This is a genomic window from Bacillus sp. FMQ74 (genome assembly GCF_001875785.1).
GTDB lineage: Bacteria > Bacillota > Bacilli > Bacillales > Bacillaceae > Bacillus > Bacillus stercoris.
In genome coordinates, this window is sequence record NZ_MOEO01000001.1 from 636,076 (window position 1) to 660,781 (window position 24,706).

Genomic DNA, 24,706 nt, shown 5'->3' on the forward strand with positions numbered 1-24,706 from the left:
CATAACATTTGAAGCGGCTTTTTATTTTTGAAGAATAGGAGCGGATTAGATTGGATCAACAAATAGACTTTTTGCTCAAAAAAGTGGAAGAACAAAAGGAGGAGCTTGTTCAGCTGGCAAAAACGCTGATTTCTTATCAAACACCTGCTCCGCCTGCAAGAAATACAGAGGGGATTCAGTCATGGATTTCGGGATTTTTAAATGAATTAGGATTCTCGATCGACAAATGGGATGTGTACCCTGGAGATCCCAATGTTGTAGGCAAGCTAAAGGGAACAGGTTCAGCAGAATATCATAGCCTGATCATCAATGGTCATGTAGATGTGGCAGAGGTAAAAGAGGATGAAGAATGGGAGCATGATCCATTTCATCCAATTGAAAAAAACGGTCTCTTAATCGGGCGAGGCGCTTCCGATATGAAGGGCGGAATGGCGTGTGTGCTGTTTGCTGTCAAATTGATTCGTGAAGCAGGCATTGAACTTCCCGGTGATCTGATTCTGCAATCGGTTATCGGGGAGGAAGTTGGAGAAGCCGGCACGCTTGAATGCTGCAAGAGGGGCTACCACGCTGATTTTGCAATTGTCGCGGATACGAGCGATATGCATATTCAAGGCCAAGGCGGTGTCATTACAGGCTGGATCGAAATCAAAAGCAGTCAAACATTTCATGATGGAACGAGACGGAATATGATTCACGCAGGCGGAGGAACATTCGGAGCAAGCGCAATTGAAAAAATGGCGAAAATCATTGCGGGGCTCGGTGAACTTGAGCGCCACTGGTCCATTATGAAAAGTTATCCCGGCTTTAAACCTGGCACAAATACAATTAACCCGGCTGTTATAGAAGGCGGCAGACATGCGGCTTTTATAGCGGACGAATGCCGGCTGTGGATCACAGTCCATTTTTATCCGAATGAAACCCATGACCAAGTGGCAGCGGAAATAGAAGATTACGTCAATCGGCTGAGTGACAGTGATATTTGGCTCAGGGAAAACCGCCCTGTATTTAAGTGGGGAGGCTCATCTATGATTGAAGACAGAGGAGAAATTTTTCCGGCATTGGAAGTTGACCCTGGCCACCCAGGCGTCTTAGCGCTTACTGCCTCTCATGAGAAAGTGAAACGGGAGAGTCCAATTATTGACGTTTCTCAATCAGTTACAGATGGCGGATGGCTGTATGATGCCGGTATTCCATGCGTGATATACGGTCCTGGCGATCTGCACAATGCACACTCCGTGAACGAGAAAGTATCGACGGAGCAGCTGGTAGAGTATACAAAAATTATCCTCGATTTTATCATCAACTGGTGCAGCAGGAAAAAAGAACAGTGACATGAAAATTTCTTCTTGCTGACAAGGTTCAGCCTGCCCGTTCATATACTTGAACAAAAGGACGGAAAAAGGACGTGATGGAATGATCAGCATTTCAGAATTTCAGGTGAAGGATGTCGTAAATGTCTCAAACGGAAAAAAGCTGGGGAGTATTGGTGATATTGATATTAATGTGACTACTGGAAAAATTCAGGCGATCATACTCGGAGGAAATGGGAAAGTTCTCGGATTTTTTGGAAAAGAAGAGGAATTGGTCATTCCATGGCGAAATATAGTAAAAATCGGGGAAGATGTAATCTTGGTCCGATTAAGTGAACCGCATGCATAAACCTGTTTGTCTGCCGCAGATTGGCAAATGCCGGAAGCCTCGATTCTTCCGGCACATTTCATTTAGAAATATGCAAATCGGCGCTCAACGAATGCAGTAAGATGTGGTAAAATAAGTGGGAAATTCCGCTTTTTTAAATGTTTGTCGAAAGGTTGGATCATCATGAATACATATCACCCATTCAGTCTTACCACACCCTCGACACTCATGATACAAGACTGGGCTCAAACGAATCAAAACAACAAAGAGGTCATTGCCGGATTTACGACAAAAAACGGCGGTGTCAGCCAAAAGCCTTTTGAATCGTTAAATACAGGATTGCACGTTCATGACAAAGATGCAGATGTAGTTAAAAATCGTGAATATATTGCCGATATGTTTAATACTGATTTGCAGTCTTGGGTATTCGCTGATCAGACACATGATAATCGCGTTTACAAAGTGACGCAGAGGGATAGGGGAAAAGGCGCCCGTGAGTATCACACAGCGCTAAAAGCAACGGACGGGCTCTATACAAATGAAAAAAATGTATTCTTAGCATTATGCTTTGCTGATTGTGTGCCTCTTTTCTTTTATGATCCGGTTAAATCACTTGTCGGAGTTGCCCATGCCGGGTGGAAAGGCACTGTCAAACAGATTGGCAGAGAAATGGTGAAGCAATGGACTGAGAAGGAAGGTTCAAATCCTTCAGATATTCAGGCTGTTATTGGCCCGTCTATCAGCGGAGCATGCTATACGGTAGACGACCGTGTCATGGATGCTGTCCGGGCATTGCCGGTTTCAGCAGACCGTGCTGTTAATCAGACGGCATTGGCACAATATCAGCTTGATTTGAAAGAGCTGAACCGCCTCATACTGATGGACAGCGGTTTGGCAAATGAACAAATTTCTGTCAGCGGTTTATGCACGGAAAGCGAGCCGTCTCTTTTCTATTCTCACCGCCGCGATCAGGGGAAAACTGGACGGATGATGTCCTTTATCGGAATGAAGGAGGCATAAAGATCTTGCGTGTTGTTGATAATTTACGACATATAAACGAACGAATAAACGAAGCATGTAACAGATCGGGCCGCAGCTCCGATGAAGTTACGGTTATTGCAGTCACAAAATATGTATCACCTGAAAGAGCACAGGAGGCAGTAGATGCTGGCATCACCTGCCTCGGAGAGAATCGGGATGCGGAATTGCTCCGCAAACAGGAATTGATTAAAGGGGATCCGGAATGGCATTTTATCGGCAGTCTGCAATCAAGAAAAGCAAAATCTGTCGTCAATGCGGTTTCTTATATCCATTCCCTAGACCGTCTCTCATTAGCGAAAGAAATTGAAAAACGGGCTGAAGGTACTGTCCGATGCTTTGTGCAGGTCAATACCTCTCTTGAGCCTTCTAAACACGGCATGAAAAAAGAAGAAGTCATTCCATTCATACAGGAGCTTTCCGGTTTCGAACATATCCAAGTGGCCGGACTGATGACAATGGCTCCGCTGACTGATGATCAAGATCAGATCAGAAGCTGTTTCAGGTCGCTGAGAGAACTCCGTGACCAGGTTCAGAAACTGAAGCAGCCGAACGCTCCGTGTACTGAACTGTCGATGGGCATGTCAAATGATTTTGAAATTGCAATTGAAGAAGGAGCTACTTATATTAGAATCGGCTCATCGTTAGTCGGAAATGAAACAGGGGGTGTACAGCAATGAGTATGAAAAATAAACTGAAAAACTTTTTCTCAATGGAAGATGAAGAATACGAATATGAATATATTGAGACAGAGCGGGAATCTCATGAGGAGCATGAGCAAAAAGAAAAGCCGGCTTATACGGGGAATAAACCTGCAGGCAAACAGAATGTAGTGAGCTTGCAAAGTGTTCAGAAATCCTCTAAAGTGGTGTTGAGTGAGCCGCGCGTTTATGCGGAGGCGCAGGAAATAGCCGACCATTTGAAGAACCGGCGGGCAGTTGTCGTCAATCTTCAGCGGATACAGCATGACCAGGCGAAGCGGATTGTTGACTTTTTAAGCGGAACCGTTTATGCCATCGGCGGAGATATTCAAAGAATCGGCTCAGATATTTTTCTCTGCACGCCTGACAACGTAGATGTATCAGGCACAATTTCTGAGCTCATATCTGAAGACGAACATCAGAGGTGGTAAAGCGAGATGATCCTTTATCAAGTTTTTTCGGTTTTAAGCTTATTAATCACAATATACTCATTTGCCCTGATCATATACATTTTTATGTCATGGGTGCCGAGTACGAGGGAAACAGCAGTCGGGCGTTTTTTAGCATCGATTTGTGAACCATATCTCGAACCATTCAGAAAAATTATCCCTCCGATTGCAATGCTGGATATTTCACCAATCGTAGCAATCCTTGTGCTTCGGTTTGCGACAACCGGCTTGTGGGGACTTTATCGCATGATTGCGTTTTAATGTGACAGTTTGATAGGGGCTTGGCAGCAGCCAAGCCTCTTTACATAGAAGGGAAAGACGATGAGCGATATATATCAGCACTTCAGAAAAGACGAGCGGGCCTTTATTGATCAGGCGCTCGAATGGAAAAGAATTGTCCAGGAGCAGTACAGAATGAAGCTGACCGACTTTTTAGACCCTCGAGAGCAGGTCATCCTCACTGCTGTTACGGGACAGACAGACGTCGGGCTTGCTTTTTCCGGCGGCTATGACAGAGCGGAACGGAAACGGGCGATTCTGTATCCAGAATACATTACACCAGAAGAATCGGATTTTGAATTGCAGGCGTTTAACGTCCGTTATGCTGACAAGTTTGTCTCAGTAGATCACCGTTCTCTGCTTGGTGCATTAATGGGCATAGGATTGAAGCGGCAAAAATTCGGTGACATCGTGTTTTCTGAATCAGCTGTGCAATTGATTGTATCAGCCGATACCGCTGATTTTGTGGCCGCACAGCTGACTCAAGCAGGCAAAGCGACAGTCAGCCTTGAGAAAATTGGCTTGTCAGACCTTAACATTCCGGCTATTGATGTCGAAATAAGAGATGACACGGTTTCTTCTTTAAGGCTTGACGCTGTCTGCGCCTCTATGAGCAGGCAATCCCGCCAGAAATCACAGACACTTGTGAAAAACGGGCTTGTAAAAGTGAACTGGAAGGTAGTTGAAGATCCTTCCTACATAGTGGCAGAAGGGGACATGCTGTCTATCAGAGGCTTTGGTCGCTGCAGTTTAACCAAAATCGAAGGAAAAACCAAAAAAGACAAATGGAGAGTTACGTTTGAACGACAAAAATAGTCGGTTTTTCAGTTTTTTTCTCCATCTGTGCGAAATTTGTTTTATAATGTGAACTAGATAACCGTACTGAAATGTAAAAATGGAGGTGGCATCATGCCATTAACGCCAAATGATATTCACAACAAGACGTTTACAAAAAGTTTTCGCGGATATGATGAAGATGAAGTAAATGAATTTCTAGCGCAAGTCAGAAAAGATTACGAAATTGTTCTCCGTAAGAAAACGGAACTAGAAGCAAAAGTCAATGAGCTTGATGAAAGAATCGGACACTTTGCCAATATTGAAGAAACATTGAATAAATCGATTTTAGTTGCCCAAGAAGCAGCTGAAGACGTAAAACGCAATTCTCAAAAAGAGGCAAAGCTGATCGTACGGGAAGCGGAGAAAAATGCTGATCGCATTATCAACGAATCGTTATCAAAATCAAGAAAAATCGCCATGGAAATCGAAGAGCTGAAAAAACAGTCTAAAGTGTTCAGAACACGTTTCCAAATGCTGATTGAGGCCCAGCTCGATCTTCTGAAAAATGACGATTGGGATCATCTCCTTGAGTATGAAGTCGACGCTGTATTTGAGGAAAAGGAATAAATTCTCTGATTATCTTGACATTTTCTTAGCTTGTCGAATATAATACGTTCATAAATTCAGATGAAAAAACGGTTGAAAGGGACAGTCATGTTTCCTTCAGGCCTTCATAGCGACCCGGAGATGGTGAGAGTCCGGGATGGCCGGAATCATGTAGATCAGCCCTTAAGTTTCCTTTCTGAACTCACAGTAGGTTAGGACGTTCATCACGTTACGATGCTCAAGAGGAAAAAGCGTATGCTGGCTTTTTCTAAAAGGGTGGTACCGCGAGATAAGCTTTCTCGTCCCTTATGGGATGAGAGGGCTTTTTTTATTTTCTGAAAAAATGCAGTGGAGGAATGAAAATGGATTTTAAAGACACGCTCTTAATGCCAAAAACAGATTTCCCGATGCGTGGAAATTTGCCAAACCGTGAGCCTGACATTCAAAAGAAATGGGAGGAAGAGGATATCTATCGTCTTGTGCAGGAACGGACGAAAGACCGCCCGAAATTTGTTTTACATGACGGACCTCCGTATGCAAACGGCGACATCCATATGGGCCATGCGCTTAACAAGATTTTGAAAGACTTCATTGTCCGCTATAAATCAATGAGCGGCTACAACGCACCGTATGTACCAGGCTGGGATACACACGGATTGCCAATTGAAACAGCTCTGACAAAAAACAAAAAAGTCAACCGTAAAGAAATGTCAGTAGCGGAATTCCGCAAACTGTGCGAAGAGTACGCTTGGAAACAAATCGAGGGACAGCGTGAGCAATTCAAACGTCTTGGCGTCCGCGGCGATTGGGAAAACCCATATGTAACATTAAAACCGGAATATGAAGCGCAGCAAATCCGAGTATTTGGTGAGATGGCAAAACGAGGCTACATTTACAAAGGTCTTAAACCGGTTAACTGGTCACCTTCAAGTGAGTCTGCTCTGGCAGAAGCCGAGATCGAATATCAAGACAAACGTTCAGCATCTATTTACGTCGCTTTTGGTGTAAAAGACGGAAAAGGCGTTCTTGAAAACGGTGAGCGCATCATCATCTGGACAACAACGCCTTGGACAATTCCGGCGAACCTCGGGATCTCAGTGCACCCTGATCTTGAGTACAGCGTGATTGCAGTAGGTGAAGACCGCTTTGTCGTAGCAAGTGCTCTAGTCGAAAATGTTGCGTCGGCATGCGGGTTTGATCAGTATGAAGTGACAAGAACGGTCAAAGGGAAAGACCTTGAGAACATTATCGCTGAACACCCGCTATATGGCAGAGATTCTCTCGTTATGCTTGGTGAACACGTAACAACTGATGCCGGAACAGGCTGTGTTCATACAGCGCCAGGACATGGGGAAGATGACTTTATCATCGGCCAAAAATACGGCTTAGATGTGCTTTGCCCGGTCGATGAAAAAGGTGTAATGACAAGCGAAGCTCCTGGCTTTGAAGGCATGTTCTATGATGATGCAAACAAAGCGATCACACAGCAGCTTGATGAAAAAGGCGCACTTGTGAAGCTTGAATTCATTACTCACTCTTATCCGCACGATTGGAGAACAAAAAAACCAACCATTTTCAGAGCGACAGCGCAATGGTTTGCATCTATTAAAGATTTCAGATCAGACCTTCTGGATGCTATTAAAGAAACCAAATGGGTTCCTGAATGGGGCGAGCAGCGTTTGCACAACATGGTTCGTGACCGCGGAGACTGGTGTATTTCCAGACAGCGTGCGTGGGGCGTGCCGATTCCGGTATTTTATGCCGAAAATGGAGAACCAATTATTACGGATGAAACCATTGAACATGTTTCTGAATTGTTCAGACAGCACGGATCAAATATTTGGTTTGAAAAAGAAGCAAAGGATCTTCTTCCGGAAGGCTTTACGCATCCTGGCAGCCCGAACGGCACATTTACAAAAGAACAGGATATTATGGATGTTTGGTTTGATTCAGGCTCTTCACATCAAGCAGTGCTTGAAGAACGTGATGACCTCGTACGCCCGGCTGATCTATACCTAGAGGGATCTGACCAATATCGCGGCTGGTTTAACTCTTCTCTTTCTACAGCAGTAGCCGTAACAGGGAAGGCGCCGTATAAAGGTGTGCTTAGCCATGGTTTCGCACTGGATGGCGAAGGACGCAAGATGAGTAAATCAATCGGTAACGTTGTTGTTCCGGCTAAAGTCATGAAACAGCTTGGTGCCGACATCTTAAGATTATGGGTATCTTCAGTGGATTATCAGGCGGACGTTCGCGTGTCTGACGCCATTCTGAAGCAGGTTGCGGAAGTATATCGTAAAATCCGCAACACGTTCCGTTTCCTTCACGGCAACCTTTTCGATTTTGATCCAAAAACAAATGCGGTGGCTGTGGAAGATCTTCGTGAAGTGGATCAGTATATGCTGATTAAGCTGAACAAACTGATTGATAAAGTGAAAAAAGCGTATGATGAGTACGAATTTGCGGTTGTGTATCACAGCATCCATAATTTCTGCACAATCGAATTAAGCTCATTTTATCTCGATTTTGCAAAGGATATTGTCTACATCGAGCATGCGGATCATCCGGATAGACGCAGCATGCAGACAGTATTCTATGAAACGCTTCTTGCATTAGTGAAGCTTTCAGCGCCTATCCTTCCACATACGGCTGACGAATTATGGTCGCATTTAACATTTGTTGAAGAGCAGAGCGTTCAGCTGACAGATATGCCGGAAACAATCGCAGTTCCAAACAGTGAAGCGACTGAAGAGAAATTTGACCGCTTTATGGCTCTTCGTGATGACGTGCTAAAAGCATTAGAAACTGCGCGGAATGAAAAAATTATCGGTAAATCATTGGAAGCTAACCTGAAATTGTATCCAAATAAAGAAAATAAAGAGCTCTTGGCTTCCATTAAAGAAAATCTTTCTCAACTGTTTATTGTGTCAGAACTGACAATCAGTGAAGAACATGAAGCGCCGAACGATGCGCAAAGCTTTCCGACGGGTAAAATCGCTGTCGAGAAAGCGGAAGGCGAAATGTGTGAGAGATCACGTGTGATTTCAAAAGATGTAGGTGCAAATCCGAAATATCCTACACTTTCATTACGCAACGCTGAAATCGTTGAAAAATACTATCAAAAATAATGCAAAAGAGCCCGGGCGTAAAAGCCGGGCTTTTTTTGTGCCAAGAGTGACATCCTTTAGAACGGCAGGAAAAATCTTATGGGCTTTAGATCATCATTCATAGGCAACAATAAAGGTACTACGTTAAGAGCAGGAGTTGTGAAGAATGAATGATCAACTGACCGCAATTTATACGGAACTTCTTCTGATGAAAGAAGAATTACAGTCGAGATTATTTGAGTATTCTTGCTTTCAGGTTTCTACAAGCCCGCAAGCAGCAATCAATCAAAAACAAAAAGCAACTCTGATCTATCATATTAAAGAAGAGCTTCAAGACGTTCTCCTTGCATTGTCCAAAATCGAAAACGGCACATTCGGATACTGTGAAGAAACCGGGGCTCCTATTCCTCTTGCAAAGCTGGCAGTGCTGCCGACGGCCCGAACAGCAAACGATTTTCTTTATTCTGTCCAATTTGAGAAAAAAACGCTTCCGATATGGAAATCAACGGATATCGAATATGGTCAGGCACTGTATGAATAACAGTGTCTGGCCGGTTAATATGCCTGATATTTCTTTACTCCAGTGCTTTTTATTGATAAAATGCATAATGGATTAAAGTAACCGTAAACTGGAGGAACGTTTGTGCTGTATTATATGATTGCACTACTTATTATTGCAGCCGATCAATTGACAAAATGGCTAGTTGTTAAGAACATGGAACTTGGCCAAAGCATTCCGATCATTGATCAGGTATTCTATATCACCTCCCATCGCAATACGGGTGCTGCATGGGGGATATTAGCGGGTCAGATGTGGTTTTTCTACCTCATAACAACCGCTGTTATTATTGGTATTGTTTATTACATACAGCGTTATACAAAAGGACAAAGGCTTCTTGGCGTTGCCCTCGGGCTTATGCTTGGCGGTGCCATCGGCAACTTTATCGATCGGGCTGTCAGACAGGAAGTTGTGGATTTTATCCATGTTATTATTGTCAATTACAATTACCCGATATTTAACATCGCAGACTCTTCACTATGTGTCGGCGTAATGCTTTTATTTATACAAATGCTGTTGGACAGCGGGAAAAAGAAAAAGGAGCAATAGCATGAATCAAATTGATATAACCGCTTCAGAAGAACAAAAAAGTGAGCGGATTGATAAATTTTTGGCATCGACTGAGAATGATTGGTCAAGAACCCAGGTTCAGCAATGGGTAAAAGACGGACAGGTTGTCGTGAACGGAAGCGCGGTGAAAGCGAATTATAAAATTCAGCCGGGTGATCAGGTGACCGTCACTGTACCCGAACCGGAAGCGCTCGACGTCCTGGCAGAGCCTATGGATCTGGATATTTATTATGAGGACCAGGATGTGCTGGTCGTCAACAAACCTCGCGGAATGGTTGTGCACCCAGCACCCGGTCATCTTACGGGCACACTTGTAAACGGCCTTATGGCTCATTGCACAGACCTTTCCGGAATAAATGGTGTGATGCGTCCGGGGATTGTTCACAGAATCGATAAGGACACGTCCGGCTTATTAATGGTGGCGAAAAATGATATGGCACACGAGTCACTTGTAAACCAATTGGTCAACAAAACGGTCACGCGAAAGTATACGGCTGTTGTCCACGGGCTTATCTCTCATGATGACGGCACAATTGACGCGCCGATTGGACGGGATAAAAAAGACCGTCAAAGCATGACTGTGACACGTGATGGCAAAAACGCTGTCACTCATTTTCATGTACTTGAGCGTTTTCAGGACTTTACGTTAGTGGAATGCCAGCTTGAAACAGGGAGAACCCATCAAATTCGTGTTCATATGAAATATATCGGATTCCCATTAGCGGGAGACCCGAAATATGGTCCGAGAAAAACAATCGACTTTAACGGCCAGGCGCTTCACGCGGGCGTTTTAGGTTTTGACCATCCGCGAACAGGAGAATATGTCGAATTTGAAGCGCCGCTACCTGAGGATATGGCAAAATTAATCGAAAACCTCAGAAAAAACGGTTGACAGAGTGTTTATTTTCTGAAATAATGAACAAAGCTGAATAGATTCTTTAAAACAGTCCAGAGAGGCTGAGAAGGATAACGGATAGACGGGATGCGTGTATAGTGCGCACCTTGTCCTAAAAACCCTCTATGCTCTGGCAGGAGGGTTTTTTTCTTCTATATAAACTGTGAGGTGTCACAAATTGAATCAAAAAGCTGTCATTCTCGACGAACAGGCAATCAGACGGGCCCTGACTAGGATTGCGCACGAAATGATCGAACGCAATAAAGGAATGAATAACTGCATTCTTGTCGGCATTAAGACAAGAGGGATTTACCTGGCAAAACGCCTTGCGGAACGAATTGAACAGATTGAAGGAAATCCTGTTACAGTCGGTGAAATTGATATTACTCTTTACAGAGACGATCTTTCTAAAAAAACGAGCAACGAAGAACCGCTTGTTAAAGGTGCAGATATTCCGGTAGATATCACAGATCAAAAAGTCATTCTCGTTGATGATGTCCTGTATACCGGAAGAACAGTCAGAGCAGGTATGGATGCGCTTGTTGATGTAGGCAGACCTTCCTCTATTCAGTTGGCTGTGCTTGTTGACAGGGGACACCGGGAGCTGCCGATCCGAGCGGATTATATCGGGAAAAACATCCCGACATCAAAGGCTGAAAAGGTTATGGTCCAGCTTGATGAGGTAGATCAAAACGATCTCGTCGCCATTTATGAAAATGAATAATAGATCACCTTTTTAAGGGCAATCCAGAGAGGTTGCAAAGAGGTGCACAACAAAGGCCCAAAATGTATTCGGCAGGTCTTTGTATGCCTCTTTGCGTAAAAATAGCAAAGAGGTTTTTTTATACAGCCATTGAGTCAACCTAAAATGAAAGTCAACAATCAGGGGGAAATCATCATGAGTAAGAAAAAAGTAAATTTAGGGGTCAGGGATATCCCGACACCTTTCTCTTGGGTTTCATTCAGCCTTCAGCATTTGTTTGCCATGTTTGGCTCAACTATTTTGGTTCCGAAGCTCGTCGGAATGAGTCCTGCTGTGGCGTTGGTGACAAGCGGCATCGGAACACTGGCGTACCTTCTTATTACGAAAGGGCAAATTCCGGCGTATCTCGGTTCATCCTTCGCCTTTATTTCACCGATCATACTGGTAAAAGCGACCGGCGGGCCGGGAGCGGCAATGGTCGGGGCGTTTCTTGCAGGGCTGGTATACGGGCTGATTGCCTTATTGATCAGGCAGCTTGGCACAGGATGGCTGATGAAGATTCTCCCGCCTGTAGTCGTAGGACCTGTTATTATCGTCATCGGGCTGGGACTTGCAAGCACTGCGGTAAACATGGCGATGTATGCTGATCCGAATGCGAGTGAATTGGTCTACAGCTTAAAGCACTTCAGTGTCGCAGGCGTTACGCTGGCCATCACGATTATTTGCGCGATTTTCTTGCGAGGATTCTTAAGCCTGATACCGGTTTTGATTGGAATCATCGGCGGATACCTGTTCGCCCTTACTCAAGGGATTGTCAACTTCCAGCCGGTGCTTGACGCGAAATGGTTCGCAGTGCCTGAATTTATCATCCCGTTCAAAGACTATTCGCCGTCAGTAACACTCGGCATCGCGGCCGCAATGGTACCGGTCGCGTTTGTGACAATGTCAGAGCATATCGGCCACCAAATGGTGCTGAGTAAGGTTGTTGGACAAGATTTCATTAAAAAGCCGGGACTGCATCGCTCCATTATGGGTGACAGCGTGGCGACAATCCTTGCTTCTCTGATCGGCGGCCCGCCGACGACGACTTACGGAGAAAACATTGGCGTGCTGGCCATCACAAGAGTATTCAGCGTCTTTGTCATCGGAGGCGCGGCAGTGATTGCCCTTTGCTTCGGCTTTATCGGCAAAATTTCAGCGCTGATCAGTTCAGTGCCGTCAGCGGTCATGGGAGGCGTCTCCTTCCTGCTGTTCGGAATCATTGCTTCAAGCGGCCTGAGAATGCTGATTGACAACAAAATTGATTATGAAAATAACCGAAACCTCATTATCACATCGGTGATCCTAGTGATCGGTGTAGGAGGCGCATTTATCCAAGTGTCTCAGGGCGGATTCCAAGTGTCAGGGATGGCGCTTGCCGCAATTGTCGGTGTCATCTTAAACCTGATTCTTCCAGAAGCGAAGGAAGAGCAGGCAGACACAGCTGAACAACATCATATTTAAAACCTTTTAATGAAAGTCCAGAGAGGCTTGGAAGGGTTATGAAGAGAAGGAAGCTTCAATGCTGCCCTCTATTTAACCATACCCCGAGTCTATCCTAGACCCGGGGTTTTTTTCAGCCTTAAGTTGAAATGAGAGGGGAAAGAACATGAAGCATGTAACGACGATGAGTGAACTCAGCACTGAGGAAATCAAAGATTTGCTTCAAACAGCACAAGACCTCAAAAACGGAAAAACAGACAATCAGCTGACAGGAAAGTTTGCAGCAAACCTGTTTTTCGAACCGAGCACGAGAACGCGGTTCAGCTTTGAGGTCGCAGAAAAAAAGCTGGGCATGAATGTGCTGAACCTTGATGGAACAAGCACAAGCGTACAAAAAGGCGAAACTTTATACGACACGATCCGGACGCTCGAATCAATCGGTGTGGACGTGTGCGTCATCAGGCACAGTGAAGATGAGTATTATCAAGAGCTTGTCAGCCAGGTGAACATCCCGATTCTGAATGCGGGAGACGGATGCGGCCAGCATCCGACACAATCACTGCTTGATTTAATGACGATTTATGAAGAGTTCAATACGTTTAAAGGGCTTACCGTCTCCATTCACGGCGACATCAAGCATAGCAGAGTGGCAAGGTCAAATGCGGAAGTGTTGACAAGATTGGGTGCCCGGGTCCTGTTTTCCGGCCCTTCGGAATGGCAGGATGAAGAAAATACATTCGGCACATATGTCTCAATGGATGAAGCAGTTGAGTCTTCCGATGTTGTCATGCTGCTGCGCATTCAAAATGAACGGCATCAGTCCGCTGTCAGCCAGGAAGGCTATTTAAACAAATACGGCTTGACCGTAGAACGTGCTGAGCGTATGAAGCAGCACGCGATCATCATGCATCCTGCTCCGGTAAACAGAGGAGTGGAGATTGATGACAGCTTAGTAGAAAGCGAAAAATCAAGAATCTTCAAGCAAATGCAAAATGGCGTATTTATCAGAATGGCAGTGATACAGCGTGCCTTACAAACCAATGTGAAAAGAGGAGAAGCAGCGTATGTCATATCTCATTAAAAACGGCTGGATACTTAACGAAAATGGTGAAAAAACAGAAGCGGATATCCGAGTGACTGGAGAAACCATTACTGCAATCGGCAAGCTTAATGCAACGGATAATGAAACTGTAATTGATGCAAAAGGTTTGCTCGTTTCACCTGGGTTTGTTGATCTCCACGTCCATTTCAGAGAGCCGGGCGGAGAGAAAAAAGAAACAATTGAAACCGGGGCGAAAGCAGCGGCACGCGGCGGCTATACAACAGTAGCAGCAATGCCGAATACGCGGCCGGTTCCTGATACAAAGGAGCAGATGGAATGGGTGCAAAACAGAATTAAAGAAACATCATGTGTCAGAGTTCTTCCATATGCATCCATTACGATCAGGCAAATCGGCGATGAAATGACCAACTTTGAAGCGTTAAAAGAAGCCGGGGCATTTGCCTTTACGGATGACGGCGTTGGGATACAGACAGCAGGCATGATGTATGAAGCGATGAAGCGGGCAGCCGCAATTGACAAAGCGATTGTTGCACATTGCGAGGACAACTCCTTAATTTACGGAGGAAGCGTACATGAGGGGACATTTGCTAAAGCGAACGGGCTTAACGGCATACCTTCTGTGTGTGAATCGGTTCATATTGCCCGCGATGTGCTGCTGGCTGAGGCGGCAAACTGTCATTATCATGTATGCCATATTAGCACGAAAGAATCTGTCAGGGTTGTACGCGATGCGAAAAAAGCGGGGATCAGAGTGACAGCAGAAGTGTCGCCGCATCATTTGCTGCTTTGTGATGAGGACATCCCGGGGCTGGACACAAACTTTAAAATGAATCCTCCGCTCCGCAGCGCAGAAGACAGAGCTGCTTTGATTGAAGGTCTTTTAGACGGAACAATTGATTTTATCGCAACAGACCATGCACCGCATACGGAAGAAGAGAAAAACACAGAAATGAAGCTGGCGCCATTCGGAATTGTCGGCTTAGAAACTGCATTCCCGCTTCTTTACACACACTTTGTCAAAAATGGCAGCTGGTCACTGAAGCAGCTGATTGACTACATGACAATCAAGCCATGCGAAGCGTTCGGTCTCCCATATGGAACATTACAAACGGGGCAAGTTGCTGACATTACATTAATTGATTTAGAAAAAGAAGCAGTTATAGACAAAGAGACATTTTTATCAAAAGGAAAAAATACACCATTCAATGGCATCAGCTGCACCGGCTGGCCGGTCGCTACAATTGCGGCAGGGAAGCTTGCTTATGAAGAAGGGAGACTTGTCAAATGAAGAGACGATTAGTACTGGAAAACGGAGCGGTATTCGAAGGGGAAGCCTTCGGGAGCTTAGAACACAACATGGGAGAAGTCGTTTTTAATACTGGGATGACAGGCTATCAGGAAATTTTATCTGACCCTTCTTACTGCGGGCAGATCGTAACATTGACATACCCGCTTATCGGAAATTACGGCATTAACCGTGATGATTTTGAATCCATTACCCCTTTTGTCAAAGGGCTGATCATCAAAGAATTATGTGAACTGCCTTCCAACTGGCGTTCAGCATACACATTAGACGAGTATTTAAAAATGAAAAACATTCCCGGACTTCAGGGGATTGATACAAGGAAACTGACAAGAATGATCCGCACGGCAGGCGCGCTAAAAGGAACATTCGCTTCATCTGATGAAGACATCGAAGCTGTGCTGAAAAGACTGAACGAAACGGAATTGCCAAGAAATCAAGTATCCCAAGTATCAGCCAAAACAGCATATCCGAGCCCGGGAAGAGGCAAACGCATTGTCTTGGTTGACTTCGGCATGAAGCACGGGATTCTAAGGGAGCTCAACAAACGGAAATGTGACGTCATCGTTGTGCCTTACAACATTACAGCGGAAGAAGTGCTTCAACTGAAACCGGACGGCATCATGCTTTCTAACGGACCTGGAGACCCGAAGGATGTGCCTGAAGCGATTGAAATGATTAAAGGTGTTCTCGGAAAAGTGCCTTTATTCGGAATATGTCTCGGCCACCAATTATTCGCGCTGGCGTGCGGGGCGAATACTGAAAAAATGAAATTCGGCCACAGAGGCTCAAACCACCCGGTAAAAGAGCTGGCTACAGGGAAAGTTGCCTTAACATCTCAAAACCATGGTTATACAGTTTCATCTATCAGTGAAACAGAACTTGAAGTGACGCATATCGCAATTAACGACGATACGATTGAAGGGCTGAAGCATAAAACATTGCCGGCATTTACGGTTCAATATCATCCCGAAGCCTCACCTGGTCCTGAGGATGCCAACCATCTATTTGACAGATTCATCGAAATGATCGAAACAACAGAGAAAGAAGGGGAAGCGGTATGCCAAAACGCGTAGACATTAACAAAATTTTAGTAATTGGATCTGGACCGATCATCATCGGCCAAGCAGCAGAATTTGACTATGCGGGAACACAAGCCTGTCTTGCTTTAAAAGAAGAAGGCTATGAAGTCATCCTTGTCAACTCAAACCCTGCCACGATCATGACAGATACAGAAATGGCTGACCGGGTTTACATCGAACCGCTCACACCTGAATTCCTGACACGAATCATCAGAAAAGAGCGCCCGGATGCCATTCTTCCAACACTCGGAGGCCAAACCGGTTTGAATCTTGCGGTTGAGCTTTCTGAAAGAGGCGTTTTGGCAGAATGCGGCGTCGAAGTGCTTGGCACGAAACTGTCTGCGATTCAGCAAGCTGAAGACCGTGACTTGTTCAGAACATTAATGAATGAACTGAATGAACCGGTGCCTGAAAGTGAGATTATCCACTCCCTCGAAGAAGCGCAAAAATTCGTCAGCCAAATTGGATTCCCTGTCATTGTCCGCCCGGCATATACATTAGGCGGAACAGGCGGAGGCATCTGCTCGAATGAAACAGAGCTAAAAGAAATTGTTGAGAACGGCTTGAAACTAAGCCCGGTACACCAATGTCTGCTTGAAAAAAGCATCGCTGGCTATAAAGAAATCGAGTATGAAGTCATGAGAGACAGCCAGGATCACGCCATTGTCGTTTGTAACATGGAAAACATTGATCCAGTTGGAATCCATACTGGAGACAGTATTGTTGTCGCGCCGAGCCAAACGCTCAGCGATCGCGAATATCAGCTCTTGCGGAATGTATCGTTAAAACTGATTCGCGCGCTTGGAATCGAAGGCGGTTGTAACGTGCAGCTCGCTTTAGACCCAGACAGCTTCCAATATTACATTATTGAAGTAAATCCGCGTGTCAGCCGTTCATCTGCCCTTGCATCAAAAGCAACGGGATACCCGATAGCAAAGCTCGCCGCTAAAATTGCAGTCGGCCTTTCATTAGATGAAATGATGAACCCTGTAACAGGAAAAACATATGCAGCATTTGAACCTGCTCTTGACTATGTCGTATCCAAAATTCCGCGCTGGCCGTTTGATAAATTTGAATCAGCAAACAGAAAGCTCGGCACGCAAATGAAAGCGACTGGTGAGGTCATGGCGATCGGCCGCACGCTTGAAGAGTCATTGCTGAAGGCTGTGCGTTCACTGGAAGCTGATGTGTATCACCTTGAATTGAAGGACGCCGCTGACATTTCAAATGAACTTCTTGAAAAGCGAATTAAAAAGGCCGGTGATGAACGCTTATTCTACTTAGCTGAAGCGTACAGAAGAGGTTACACGGTAGAAGACCTCCATGAATTTTCCGCTATCGATGTTTTCTTCTTGCATAAGCTGTTCGGAATCGTACAGTTTGAAAAAGATTTGAAGGCGAATGCGGGCGATACAGATGTGCTGAGACGGGCAAAAGAACTCGGCTTCTCTGATCAGTACATCAGCCGCGAGTGGAAAATGAAAGAATCCGAACTTTACAGTTTGAGAAAACAAGCGGGGATTGCGCCGGTATTCAAAATGGTAGATACGTGCGCGGCGGAATTTGAGTCAGAAACACCATACTTCTATAGCACATATGAAGAAGAAAATGAATCTGTCGTTACAGATAAGAAAAGTGTGATGGTGCTTGGTTCGGGTCCAATTCGAATCGGTCAGGGTGTCGAGTTCGACTATGCGACTGTTCACTCTGTATGGGCAATTAAACAAGCAGGCTATGAAGCTATTATTGTCAATAACAACCCGGAAACCGTTTCAACAGACTTCAGCATCTCAGACAAGCTGTATTTTGAACCGCTTACGATTGAAGATGTTATGCACATCATTGACCTCGAACAGCCAATGGGCGTTGTCGTACAATTTGGCGGACAAACTGCGATTAACCTTGCTGACGAGCTTTCTGCGCGCGGAGTGAAAATCCTTGGAACTTCATTAGAAGATTTAGACCGTGCGGAAGACCGGGATAAATTTGAACAAGCGCTTGGAGAACTTGGTGTTCCGCAGCCGCTTGGCAAAACAGCGACATCAGTTGATCAGGCGGTAAGCATCGCAAGTGATATCGGTTACCCGGTACTGGTACGCCCTTCCTATGTACTTGGCGGCCGGGCGATGGAGATTGTGTATCATGAAGAAGAACTGCTTCATTACATGAAAAACGCAGTCAAAATCAATCCGCAGCACCCTGTATTAATTGACAGATATTTGACTGGGAAAGAAATTGAAGTAGATGCAGTATCTGACGGTGAAACAGTCGTCATTCCAGGAATTATGGAGCACATTGAACGTGCGGGTGTTCACTCCGGAGACTCGATCGCTGTTTATCCACCTCAATCTCTCACTGAGGACATTAAGAAAAAAATTGAACAATACACGATCGCACTTGCTAAAGGGCTGAACATTGTCGGTTTGCTCAATATTCAATTCGTCTTATCACAAGGCGAGGTGTACGTTCTCGAAGTGAACCCTAGATCAAGCAGAACTGTACCGTTCTTAAGCAAAATTACGGGTATCCCAATGGCGAATCTCGCAACAAAAATCATTCTCGGGCAAAAGTTGGCTGCGTTTGGTTATACAGAGGGCCTTCAGCCTGAGCAGCAAGGTGTATTTGTAAAAGCTCCGGTCTTCTCCTTCGCCAAGCTGAGAAGAGTGGACATTACGTTAGGGCCTGAAATGAAATCAACAGGTGAAGTCATGGGGAAAGATTCGACCCTTGAAAAGGCGCTCTATAAAGCCATGATTGCTTCAGGTATTCAAATCCCGAACTACGGTTCCGTGCTTTTAACAGTAGCTGATAAGGACAAAGAAGAAGGGCTTGCCATTGCTAAGCGGTTCCACGCGATCGGCTACAACATTTTAGCGACGGAAGGAACGGCAGGCTACCTGAAAGAAGCTTCTATTCCAGCGAAGGTCGTCGGAAAAATCGGCCAGGATGGTCCGAACCTGCTTGATGTCATCAGAAACGGTGAAGCACAGTTTGTCATCAATACGCTGACAAAAGGAAAGCAGCCGGCAAGAGACGGATTTAGAATCAGACGTGAATCAGTAGAAAATGGTGTTGCCTGCTTAACATCGTTAGATACGGCAGAGGCGATATTGCGAGTGCTCGAAAGCATGACATTCCGCGCTGATCAAATGCCGGCAGTCAACACAAATCAGGAGGCGGCAGTCACTATATGAAAAAAGCGTATTTGACAGTATGTTCTAACCAGCAAATTGCAGACCGGGTGTATCAAATGGTTCTGAAAGGGGAGCTTGTCCAAGGGTTTACAACCCCGGGGCAGTTCCTACATCTTAAAGTGAGCGAAGCGGTTACGCCTCTTTTGAGGAGGCCAATCAGCATCGCCGACGTCAATTTTGAAAAAAGTGAAGTCACCATCATTTATCGAGTAGATGGGGAAGGTACAAGACTATTGTCTCTGAAACAGCAGGGAGAGCTTGTGGATGTCCTCGGGCCTTTGGGAAATGGCTTTCCTGTCAATGAAGTCCAACCCGGAAAGACGGCTTTGCTGGTAGGAGGCGGTGTTGGTGTGCCGCCTCTCCAAGAGCTGTCGAAACGCTTGTATGAAAAAGGGGTAAATGTCATCCACGTTTTAGGATTCCAATCGGCAAAGGATGTTTTTTACGAGAAAGAATGCCGGCAGTATGGAGACACGTATGTGGCAACAGCTGACGGAAGCTACGGGGAAACAGGATTTGTCACAGATGTGATTAAACAAAAACATCTAGAGTTTGATATCCTTCTCAGCTGCGGGCCGACACCGATGCTCAAGGCGCTAAAACAGGAATATGCCCATAAAGAAGTATATCTGTCCATGGAGGAACGAATGGGCTGCGGAATCGGCGCATGCTTCGCGTGCGTGTGCCATACAAACGAAGGTGAGACATCTTATGTAAAAGTATGTCTCGACGGGCCTGTATTTAAAGCTCAGGAGGTGGCGCTGTAATGCTAGAGGTGAAATTGCCGGGACTTGACTTGAAAAATCCAATCATTCCTGCATCAGGCTGCTTCGGTTTTGGAAAAGAATTTTCACGCTTTTATGATTTGTCTTGTCTTGGAGCCATCATGATTAAGGCTACGACAAAGGAGCCTCGCTTCGGGAATCCGACCCCGCGGGTAGCCGAGACTGGTGCTGGGATGCTTAATGCGATCGGTCTCCAAAATCCGGGGCTGGATAGTGTTTTGCATCATGAGCTGCCGTGGCTTGAGCAGTTTGATACGCCGATTATTGCCAATGTCGCAGGTTCTCAAGTCGAGGATTATGTGGAAGTTGCAGAGCATATCAGCAAAGCGTCTAATGTTCATGCACTTGAATTGAATATTTCCTGCCCGAATGTGAAAACAGGCGGAATCGCTTTTGGCACGAACCCTGAAATGGCTGCCAATTTGACAAAAGCCGTGAAAGAGGTTTCAAATGTGCCCGTTTATGTGAAGCTTTCCCCGAACGTGGCTAATATCACAGAAATTGCGTTAGCGATCGAGGAAGCGGGAGCGGACGGTCTCACGATGATCAACACACTAATTGGCATGAGACTCGATTTAAAAACCGGCAAACCGATATTAGCGAATAAAACAGGGGGACTTTCCGGCCCTGCTGTGAAGCCGGTTGCCATTCGCATGGTGTATGAAGTCAGCCAGGCGGTCAACATCCCGATTATCGGAATGGGAGGCGTGCAGACTGCTGAAGATGCCCTGGAATTTCTTCTCGCTGGAGCAAGCGCGGTCGCTGTCGGAACAGCAAACTTTGTGAATCCTTTTGCATGTCCAGAGATTATTGAACAGCTTCCATCTGTTTTGCGCCAATATGGCTATCAATCAATTGAAGAATGCATCGGAAGGAGCTGGAATCATGAAAAACAACCTGCCCATCATCGCGCTTGATTTTGCATCAGCTGAAGAAACACTTGCGTTCTTAGCGCCTTTTCAGCAAGAACCGTTATTTGTAAAGGTTGGAATGGAGCTTTTTTATCAAGAAGGGCCATCTATCGTGAAACAGCTAAAAGAAAGAAACTGCGAGCTGTTTTTGGATCTAAAGCTTCATGACATTCCGACCACTGTAAACAAGGCGATGAAACGTCTTGCCAGTCTCGGTGTAGACCTCGTCAATGTTCATGCGGCCGGGGGCAAAAAAATGATGCAAGCAGCTCTTGAAGGCTTAGAAGAAGGTACGCCGGCGGGGAAAAAACGTCCGTCACTTATTGCGGTAACCCAGCTGACAAGCACATCTGAACAAATCATGAAGGATGAACTGCTGATCGAAAAGTCTCTGATCGATACGGTTGTGCACTACAGCAAACAGGCGGAAGAAAGCGGACTGGATGGAGTGGTCTGCTCTGTTCATGAAGCAAAAGCCATTTACCAAGCGGTGTCGCCTTCATTTCTGACTGTCACTCCAGGGATCAGAATGTCAGAGGACGCTGCGAATGACCAAGTCCGCATAGCGACACCTGCAATTGCAAGAGAAAAAGGCTCATCAGCGATTGTAGTAGGACGCTCGATTACAAAAGCGGAAGATCCGGTAAAAGCCTATAAGGCTGTCAGACTTGAATGGGAGGGAATCAAATCTTGAAACAAATCATCGCCAAACATCTATTAGACATCCAAGCTGTATTTTTACGTCCGAACGAGCCGTTCACATGGGCAAGCGGCATTTTATCACCAATCTACTGTGACAACCGCCTTACACTATCTTTCCCAGAGGTCAGAAATGATGTCGCCTCAGGCATCAGCAAGCTTGTCAAAGAGCATTTTCCCGAAGCTGAAATGATTGCGGGAACAGCAACCGCGGGTATTCCTCATGCTGCTCTAGCGGCTGACCGTTTGAATCTTCCGATGTGTTATGTGAGGAGCAAGCCGAAAGCGCACGGAAAAGGCAATCAGATTGAGGGAGCTGTGCAGAAAGGGCAAAAAACGGTCGTTATTGAAGACTTAATCTCCACAGGAGGCAGCGTGCTTGAAGCTTGTGCAGCTTTACAAGCGGCCGGCTGTGAGGTGCTTGGTGTCGTCTCGATCTTTACGTACGGACTTCCTAAAGCGGAAGAAGCCTTCGCAAAGGCAGAACTGCCATACTACTCATTAACTGATTATGATACGCTCACAGAGGTCGCGCTTGAGAACGGAAATATTCATTCAAATGATCTAAAAAAGCTGCAAACATGGAAACGAAATCCCGAGTCAAAAGATTGGTTTAAAAATTAAAAATTCTTTTTTGCTGATGCATAGGGGCTTAAAAGCCTTGATATGCTTGAAAACAGGCTGTGAGGCCTGTTTTTTTATTAATCCTATCAAAAAAGTCGGGTTGACTTATGTTAGAATTGTGCTAAAATTTACTACAAATCTGAAAAACTTATCAAGAGCGGCTGAGGGACTGGACCTATGAAGCCCGGCAACCTGCATAGTTTGTAAGGTGCTACTTCCAGCAAAATGAATTCCATTTTGAAAGATAAGGGCTACATGCTGTTCCTGTCTTTCTTTCCGCCGGATTGAAAGTTTTTTATTTTAAGAGGCAAAAAGGCTGTTTGAGATATCACCAGCCAAGAATCACATTACAATAGGGAAAAGACAACCGGCAGGAAGCTACTGTTTGTTTGTCTCCGAAAGGAGGAAAGAAGAAATGTTAACGTATGATAATTGGGAAGAACCAACGATTACATTTCCGGAAGACGATCCTTATAAAGGAGCGCTTTCAGTTTTAAAGTGGGCATACGGCCATTACGGCAACCAGCTTGTTTATGCCTGCAGTTTCGGAATTGAGGGAATCGTTCTGATTGACTTAATTTATAAAGTGAAAAAAGACGCAGAGATTGTGTTTCTTGATACAGGACTTCATTTTAAAGAGACCTATGAAACAATTGAACGAGTGAAAGAGCGTTATCCGGGTCTTAATATCATTCTGAAAAAACCAGACCTCACCCTTGAGGAACAAGCCGAAGAATATGGTGACAAACTGTGGGAAAGAGAGCCGAATCAGTGCTGCTATCTCAGAAAGGTTGTTCCTTTAAAAGAGGCGCTTTCAGGACATCCAGCCTGGCTTTCCGGTCTGCGCCGTGATCAAGGGCCAAGCCGTGCCAACACGAATTTCTTAAACAAAGATGAAAAATTCAAGTCAGTAAAAGTTTGCCCGCTTATCCATTGGACTTGGAAAGACATTTGGAGATACACATCACGGAATGAACTGGACTACAATCCGCTTCATGACCAAGGATACCCAAGTATTGGCTGTGCGCCTTGTACTGCTCCCGCTTTTACCGCAGAGGATCTGCGTTCAGGCAGATGGAATGGTATGGCGAAAACAGAATGCGGACTGCATGAATAAGGAGCTGCAAAATGGAACTAGCCGCTATTTTATTTAGCTTGTTTTTCGCGATGAATATTGGTGCAAGCGGCGCTGCAGCTTCGATGGGAGTTGCTTACGGCTCTGGAGCCATCAAAAAGAAAACCTACGCTTTGATCCTATGCGCAGTCGGTGTCTTGGCTGGGGCGGTCATTGGCGGAGGCGAGGTCGTAAAAACAATCAGCTCTGGCATTATCCCTGAACAGACGATTACACTGACGATTGTTTGCATCATTATTGGAGCTGCTGCGCTGTCGCTCTTTACGGCTAATCTGCTCGGCATTCCTTTATCGACAAGTGAAGTAACAGTCGGCGCGGTTGTCGGCGTGGGAGTGGCTTATAAAGTATTGTTTGTGAATAATCTTCTGATCATTGTGACATTTTGGGTTTTTGTCCCGCTGTTCGCTTTTGGCTTCACTTATTTCGTATCTAAGCTGTTTCGTTATTTTAAGATTGAAGTAAAATCTTCTAAAAAGCAAAAAATCCTCGGCATTGTTTTGTTAGTTGCCGGATTTTTCGAAGCATTCTCTGCCGGCATGAATAACGTGGCGAATGCCGTTGGCCCGTTAGTGGCTGCCGGTGTGCTTGATGTCGTAAAAGGAACCTTGTACGGAGGAGCTTTTGTTGCGCTTGGCGCACTGTTATTAGGCAGGCGTGTGTTAGAAACAAACGGGAAGAAAATTACGAGATTTTCAAAAGGAGAAGGCATTCTCTTATCCGGCACAGGAGCGGGACTCGTAATTATCAGTTCTGTATTTGGGATGCCGGTGCCCTTGGCGCAAGTCACGTCATCGTCTATTATCGGAATAGGCATGGCAAAAAACGGTCCGAACGTGTTCCATAAACAAGTTGTTCAAACGATGCTGAAGGTATGGATCGTATCGCCGTTTTTATCTTTATCGATTTCTTATCTGCTTGTATCCTTGTTTTTAAAAGCGGATTATTATTCGATCTTTATCATGGTAAGTGTGCTTTTAGCGGCGGGCGGTGCCGTCAGCCTGACAAAGGCCATTCGTAAAGAGAGACGCTCAGTCCACGAACAAGGCGGGGGAATCTGAATATTAATCTGAGTAATTTTATAAGTTAACTAGGAGGAGATGGATGTT

The 24,706-nt window shown here is 45.3% G+C and carries 24 protein-coding genes, 1 riboswitch and 1 other annotated feature; all 24 genes read left to right on the forward strand.

Translation table 11 applies throughout. The features are described 5' to 3' along the window. Positions 1-50: 50 nt before the first annotated feature. The 24 genes from ylmB (at position 51) to cysP (ending at position 24,658) form a co-directional block, all read left to right on the forward strand. Positions 51-1,331 (forward strand): N-formyl-4-amino-5-aminomethyl-2-methylpyrimidine deformylase, encoded by a 1,281-nt coding sequence (gene ylmB, locus BLL41_RS03430; RefSeq protein ID WP_071576799.1) that lies wholly within the window; start codon positions 51-53, stop codon positions 1,329-1,331. An 82-nt stretch (positions 1,332-1,413) separates the two neighbouring features. After that, positions 1,414-1,659, forward strand: a complete 246-nt coding sequence (locus BLL41_RS03435) for a YlmC/YmxH family sporulation protein (protein WP_003232153.1) — start codon at positions 1,414-1,416, stop codon at positions 1,657-1,659. Positions 1,660-1,821: 162 nt separating this feature from the next. Then, positions 1,822-2,658 carry a peptidoglycan editing factor PgeF gene (gene pgeF, locus BLL41_RS03440; RefSeq protein ID WP_071576800.1) on the forward strand — a complete coding sequence of 279 codons (837 nt, stop codon included), beginning with the start codon at positions 1,822-1,824 and terminating at the stop codon, positions 2,656-2,658. 5 nt (positions 2,659-2,663) lie between these two features. Beyond that, positions 2,664-3,356 carry a YggS family pyridoxal phosphate-dependent enzyme gene (locus BLL41_RS03445; protein WP_071576801.1) on the forward strand — a complete coding sequence of 231 codons (693 nt, stop codon included), beginning with the start codon at positions 2,664-2,666 and terminating at the stop codon, positions 3,354-3,356. After that, positions 3,353-3,808 carry a cell division protein SepF gene (gene sepF / locus BLL41_RS03450; protein ID WP_014476753.1) on the forward strand — a complete coding sequence of 152 codons (456 nt, stop codon included), beginning with the start codon at positions 3,353-3,355 and terminating at the stop codon, positions 3,806-3,808. Before BLL41_RS03445 ends, sepF begins: the two co-directional genes overlap by 4 nt. A gap of 6 nt (positions 3,809-3,814) precedes the next feature. Beyond that, entirely contained in the window at positions 3,815-4,087 is a 273-nt protein-coding gene (locus BLL41_RS03455; RefSeq protein ID WP_003221463.1) for a YggT family protein, read from the forward strand. A gap of 60 nt (positions 4,088-4,147) precedes the next feature. After that, positions 4,148-4,921, forward strand: a complete 774-nt coding sequence (locus BLL41_RS03460) for a YlmH family RNA-binding protein (RefSeq protein ID WP_071576802.1) — start codon at positions 4,148-4,150, stop codon at positions 4,919-4,921. A gap of 93 nt (positions 4,922-5,014) precedes the next feature. Continuing rightward, positions 5,015-5,509 (forward strand): septum site-determining protein DivIVA, encoded by a 495-nt coding sequence (gene divIVA / locus BLL41_RS03465; protein WP_003221468.1) that lies wholly within the window; start codon positions 5,015-5,017, stop codon positions 5,507-5,509. A 62-nt stretch (positions 5,510-5,571) separates the two neighbouring features. After that, positions 5,572-5,798, forward strand: a binding site (T-box leader). A 52-nt stretch (positions 5,799-5,850) separates the two neighbouring features. Continuing rightward, positions 5,851-8,616, forward strand: a complete 2,766-nt coding sequence (gene ileS, locus BLL41_RS03470) for an isoleucine--tRNA ligase (protein WP_071576803.1) — start codon at positions 5,851-5,853, stop codon at positions 8,614-8,616. A 145-nt stretch (positions 8,617-8,761) separates the two neighbouring features. Next, the gene (gene ylyA, locus BLL41_RS03475) at positions 8,762-9,136 is read left to right on the forward strand and encodes a sporulation-related RNA polymerase-binding protein YlyA (protein ID WP_003245479.1); all 375 of its coding nucleotides are present in this window, start codon (positions 8,762-8,764) and stop codon (positions 9,134-9,136) included. A 102-nt stretch (positions 9,137-9,238) separates the two neighbouring features. Next, entirely contained in the window at positions 9,239-9,703 is a 465-nt protein-coding gene (lspA, locus tag BLL41_RS03480; protein WP_003245047.1) for a signal peptidase II, read from the forward strand. A gap of 1 nt (position 9,704) precedes the next feature. Then, the gene (locus BLL41_RS03485) at positions 9,705-10,616 is read left to right on the forward strand and encodes an RluA family pseudouridine synthase (RefSeq protein WP_071576804.1); all 912 of its coding nucleotides are present in this window, start codon (positions 9,705-9,707) and stop codon (positions 10,614-10,616) included. Between the two features lie 181 nt (positions 10,617-10,797). Further along, a complete protein-coding gene (pyrR, locus tag BLL41_RS03490; RefSeq protein ID WP_003221477.1) occupies positions 10,798-11,343 on the forward strand; it encodes a bifunctional pyrimidine operon transcriptional regulator/uracil phosphoribosyltransferase in 546 nt (181 codons plus the stop codon). A 174-nt stretch (positions 11,344-11,517) separates the two neighbouring features. Continuing rightward, complete coding sequence (gene pyrP / locus BLL41_RS03495) at positions 11,518-12,825, forward strand: uracil permease PyrP (RefSeq protein ID WP_071576805.1); 1,308 nt, start codon at positions 11,518-11,520, stop codon at positions 12,823-12,825. A gap of 145 nt (positions 12,826-12,970) precedes the next feature. Next, positions 12,971-13,885, forward strand: coding sequence for an aspartate carbamoyltransferase catalytic subunit (locus tag BLL41_RS03500; protein WP_071576806.1), 915 nt, complete (start codon positions 12,971-12,973; stop codon positions 13,883-13,885). Then, the gene (locus tag BLL41_RS03505) at positions 13,869-15,155 is read left to right on the forward strand and encodes a dihydroorotase (protein ID WP_071576807.1); all 1,287 of its coding nucleotides are present in this window, start codon (positions 13,869-13,871) and stop codon (positions 15,153-15,155) included. The genes BLL41_RS03500 and BLL41_RS03505 overlap by 17 nt, the downstream gene beginning before the upstream one ends. Beyond that, positions 15,152-16,246, forward strand: a complete 1,095-nt coding sequence (locus BLL41_RS03510) for a carbamoyl phosphate synthase small subunit (protein ID WP_014663911.1) — start codon at positions 15,152-15,154, stop codon at positions 16,244-16,246. Before BLL41_RS03505 ends, BLL41_RS03510 begins: the two co-directional genes overlap by 4 nt. Then, a complete protein-coding gene (gene carB, locus BLL41_RS03515; protein WP_071576808.1) occupies positions 16,231-19,446 on the forward strand; it encodes a carbamoyl-phosphate synthase (glutamine-hydrolyzing) large subunit in 3,216 nt (1,071 codons plus the stop codon). Before BLL41_RS03510 ends, carB begins: the two co-directional genes overlap by 16 nt. Further along, positions 19,443-20,213, forward strand: a complete 771-nt coding sequence (pyrK, locus tag BLL41_RS03520; RefSeq protein ID WP_071576809.1) for a dihydroorotate oxidase B electron transfer subunit — start codon at positions 19,443-19,445, stop codon at positions 20,211-20,213. Before carB ends, pyrK begins: the two co-directional genes overlap by 4 nt. Further along, positions 20,213-21,148, forward strand: a complete 936-nt coding sequence (locus tag BLL41_RS03525) for a dihydroorotate dehydrogenase (RefSeq protein ID WP_071576810.1) — start codon at positions 20,213-20,215, stop codon at positions 21,146-21,148. Before pyrK ends, BLL41_RS03525 begins: the two co-directional genes overlap by 1 nt. Then, on the forward strand, positions 21,117-21,836 hold the full coding sequence (gene pyrF / locus BLL41_RS03530) for an orotidine-5'-phosphate decarboxylase (RefSeq protein WP_071576811.1): 720 nt from the start codon (positions 21,117-21,119) through the stop codon (positions 21,834-21,836). The genes BLL41_RS03525 and pyrF overlap by 32 nt, the downstream gene beginning before the upstream one ends. Further along, positions 21,833-22,465, forward strand: a complete 633-nt coding sequence (gene pyrE, locus BLL41_RS03535; RefSeq protein ID WP_071576812.1) for an orotate phosphoribosyltransferase — start codon at positions 21,833-21,835, stop codon at positions 22,463-22,465. The genes pyrF and pyrE overlap by 4 nt, the downstream gene beginning before the upstream one ends. A gap of 145 nt (positions 22,466-22,610) precedes the next feature. After that, positions 22,611-22,716, forward strand: a riboswitch (SAM riboswitch). 164 nt (positions 22,717-22,880) lie between these two features. Further along, positions 22,881-23,582, forward strand: coding sequence for a phosphoadenylyl-sulfate reductase (locus BLL41_RS03540; RefSeq protein ID WP_071576813.1), 702 nt, complete (start codon positions 22,881-22,883; stop codon positions 23,580-23,582). 11 nt (positions 23,583-23,593) lie between these two features. Next, positions 23,594-24,658, forward strand: a complete 1,065-nt coding sequence (gene cysP, locus BLL41_RS03545) for a sulfate permease (RefSeq protein WP_071576814.1) — start codon at positions 23,594-23,596, stop codon at positions 24,656-24,658. Positions 24,659-24,706: the final 48 nt, after the last annotated feature.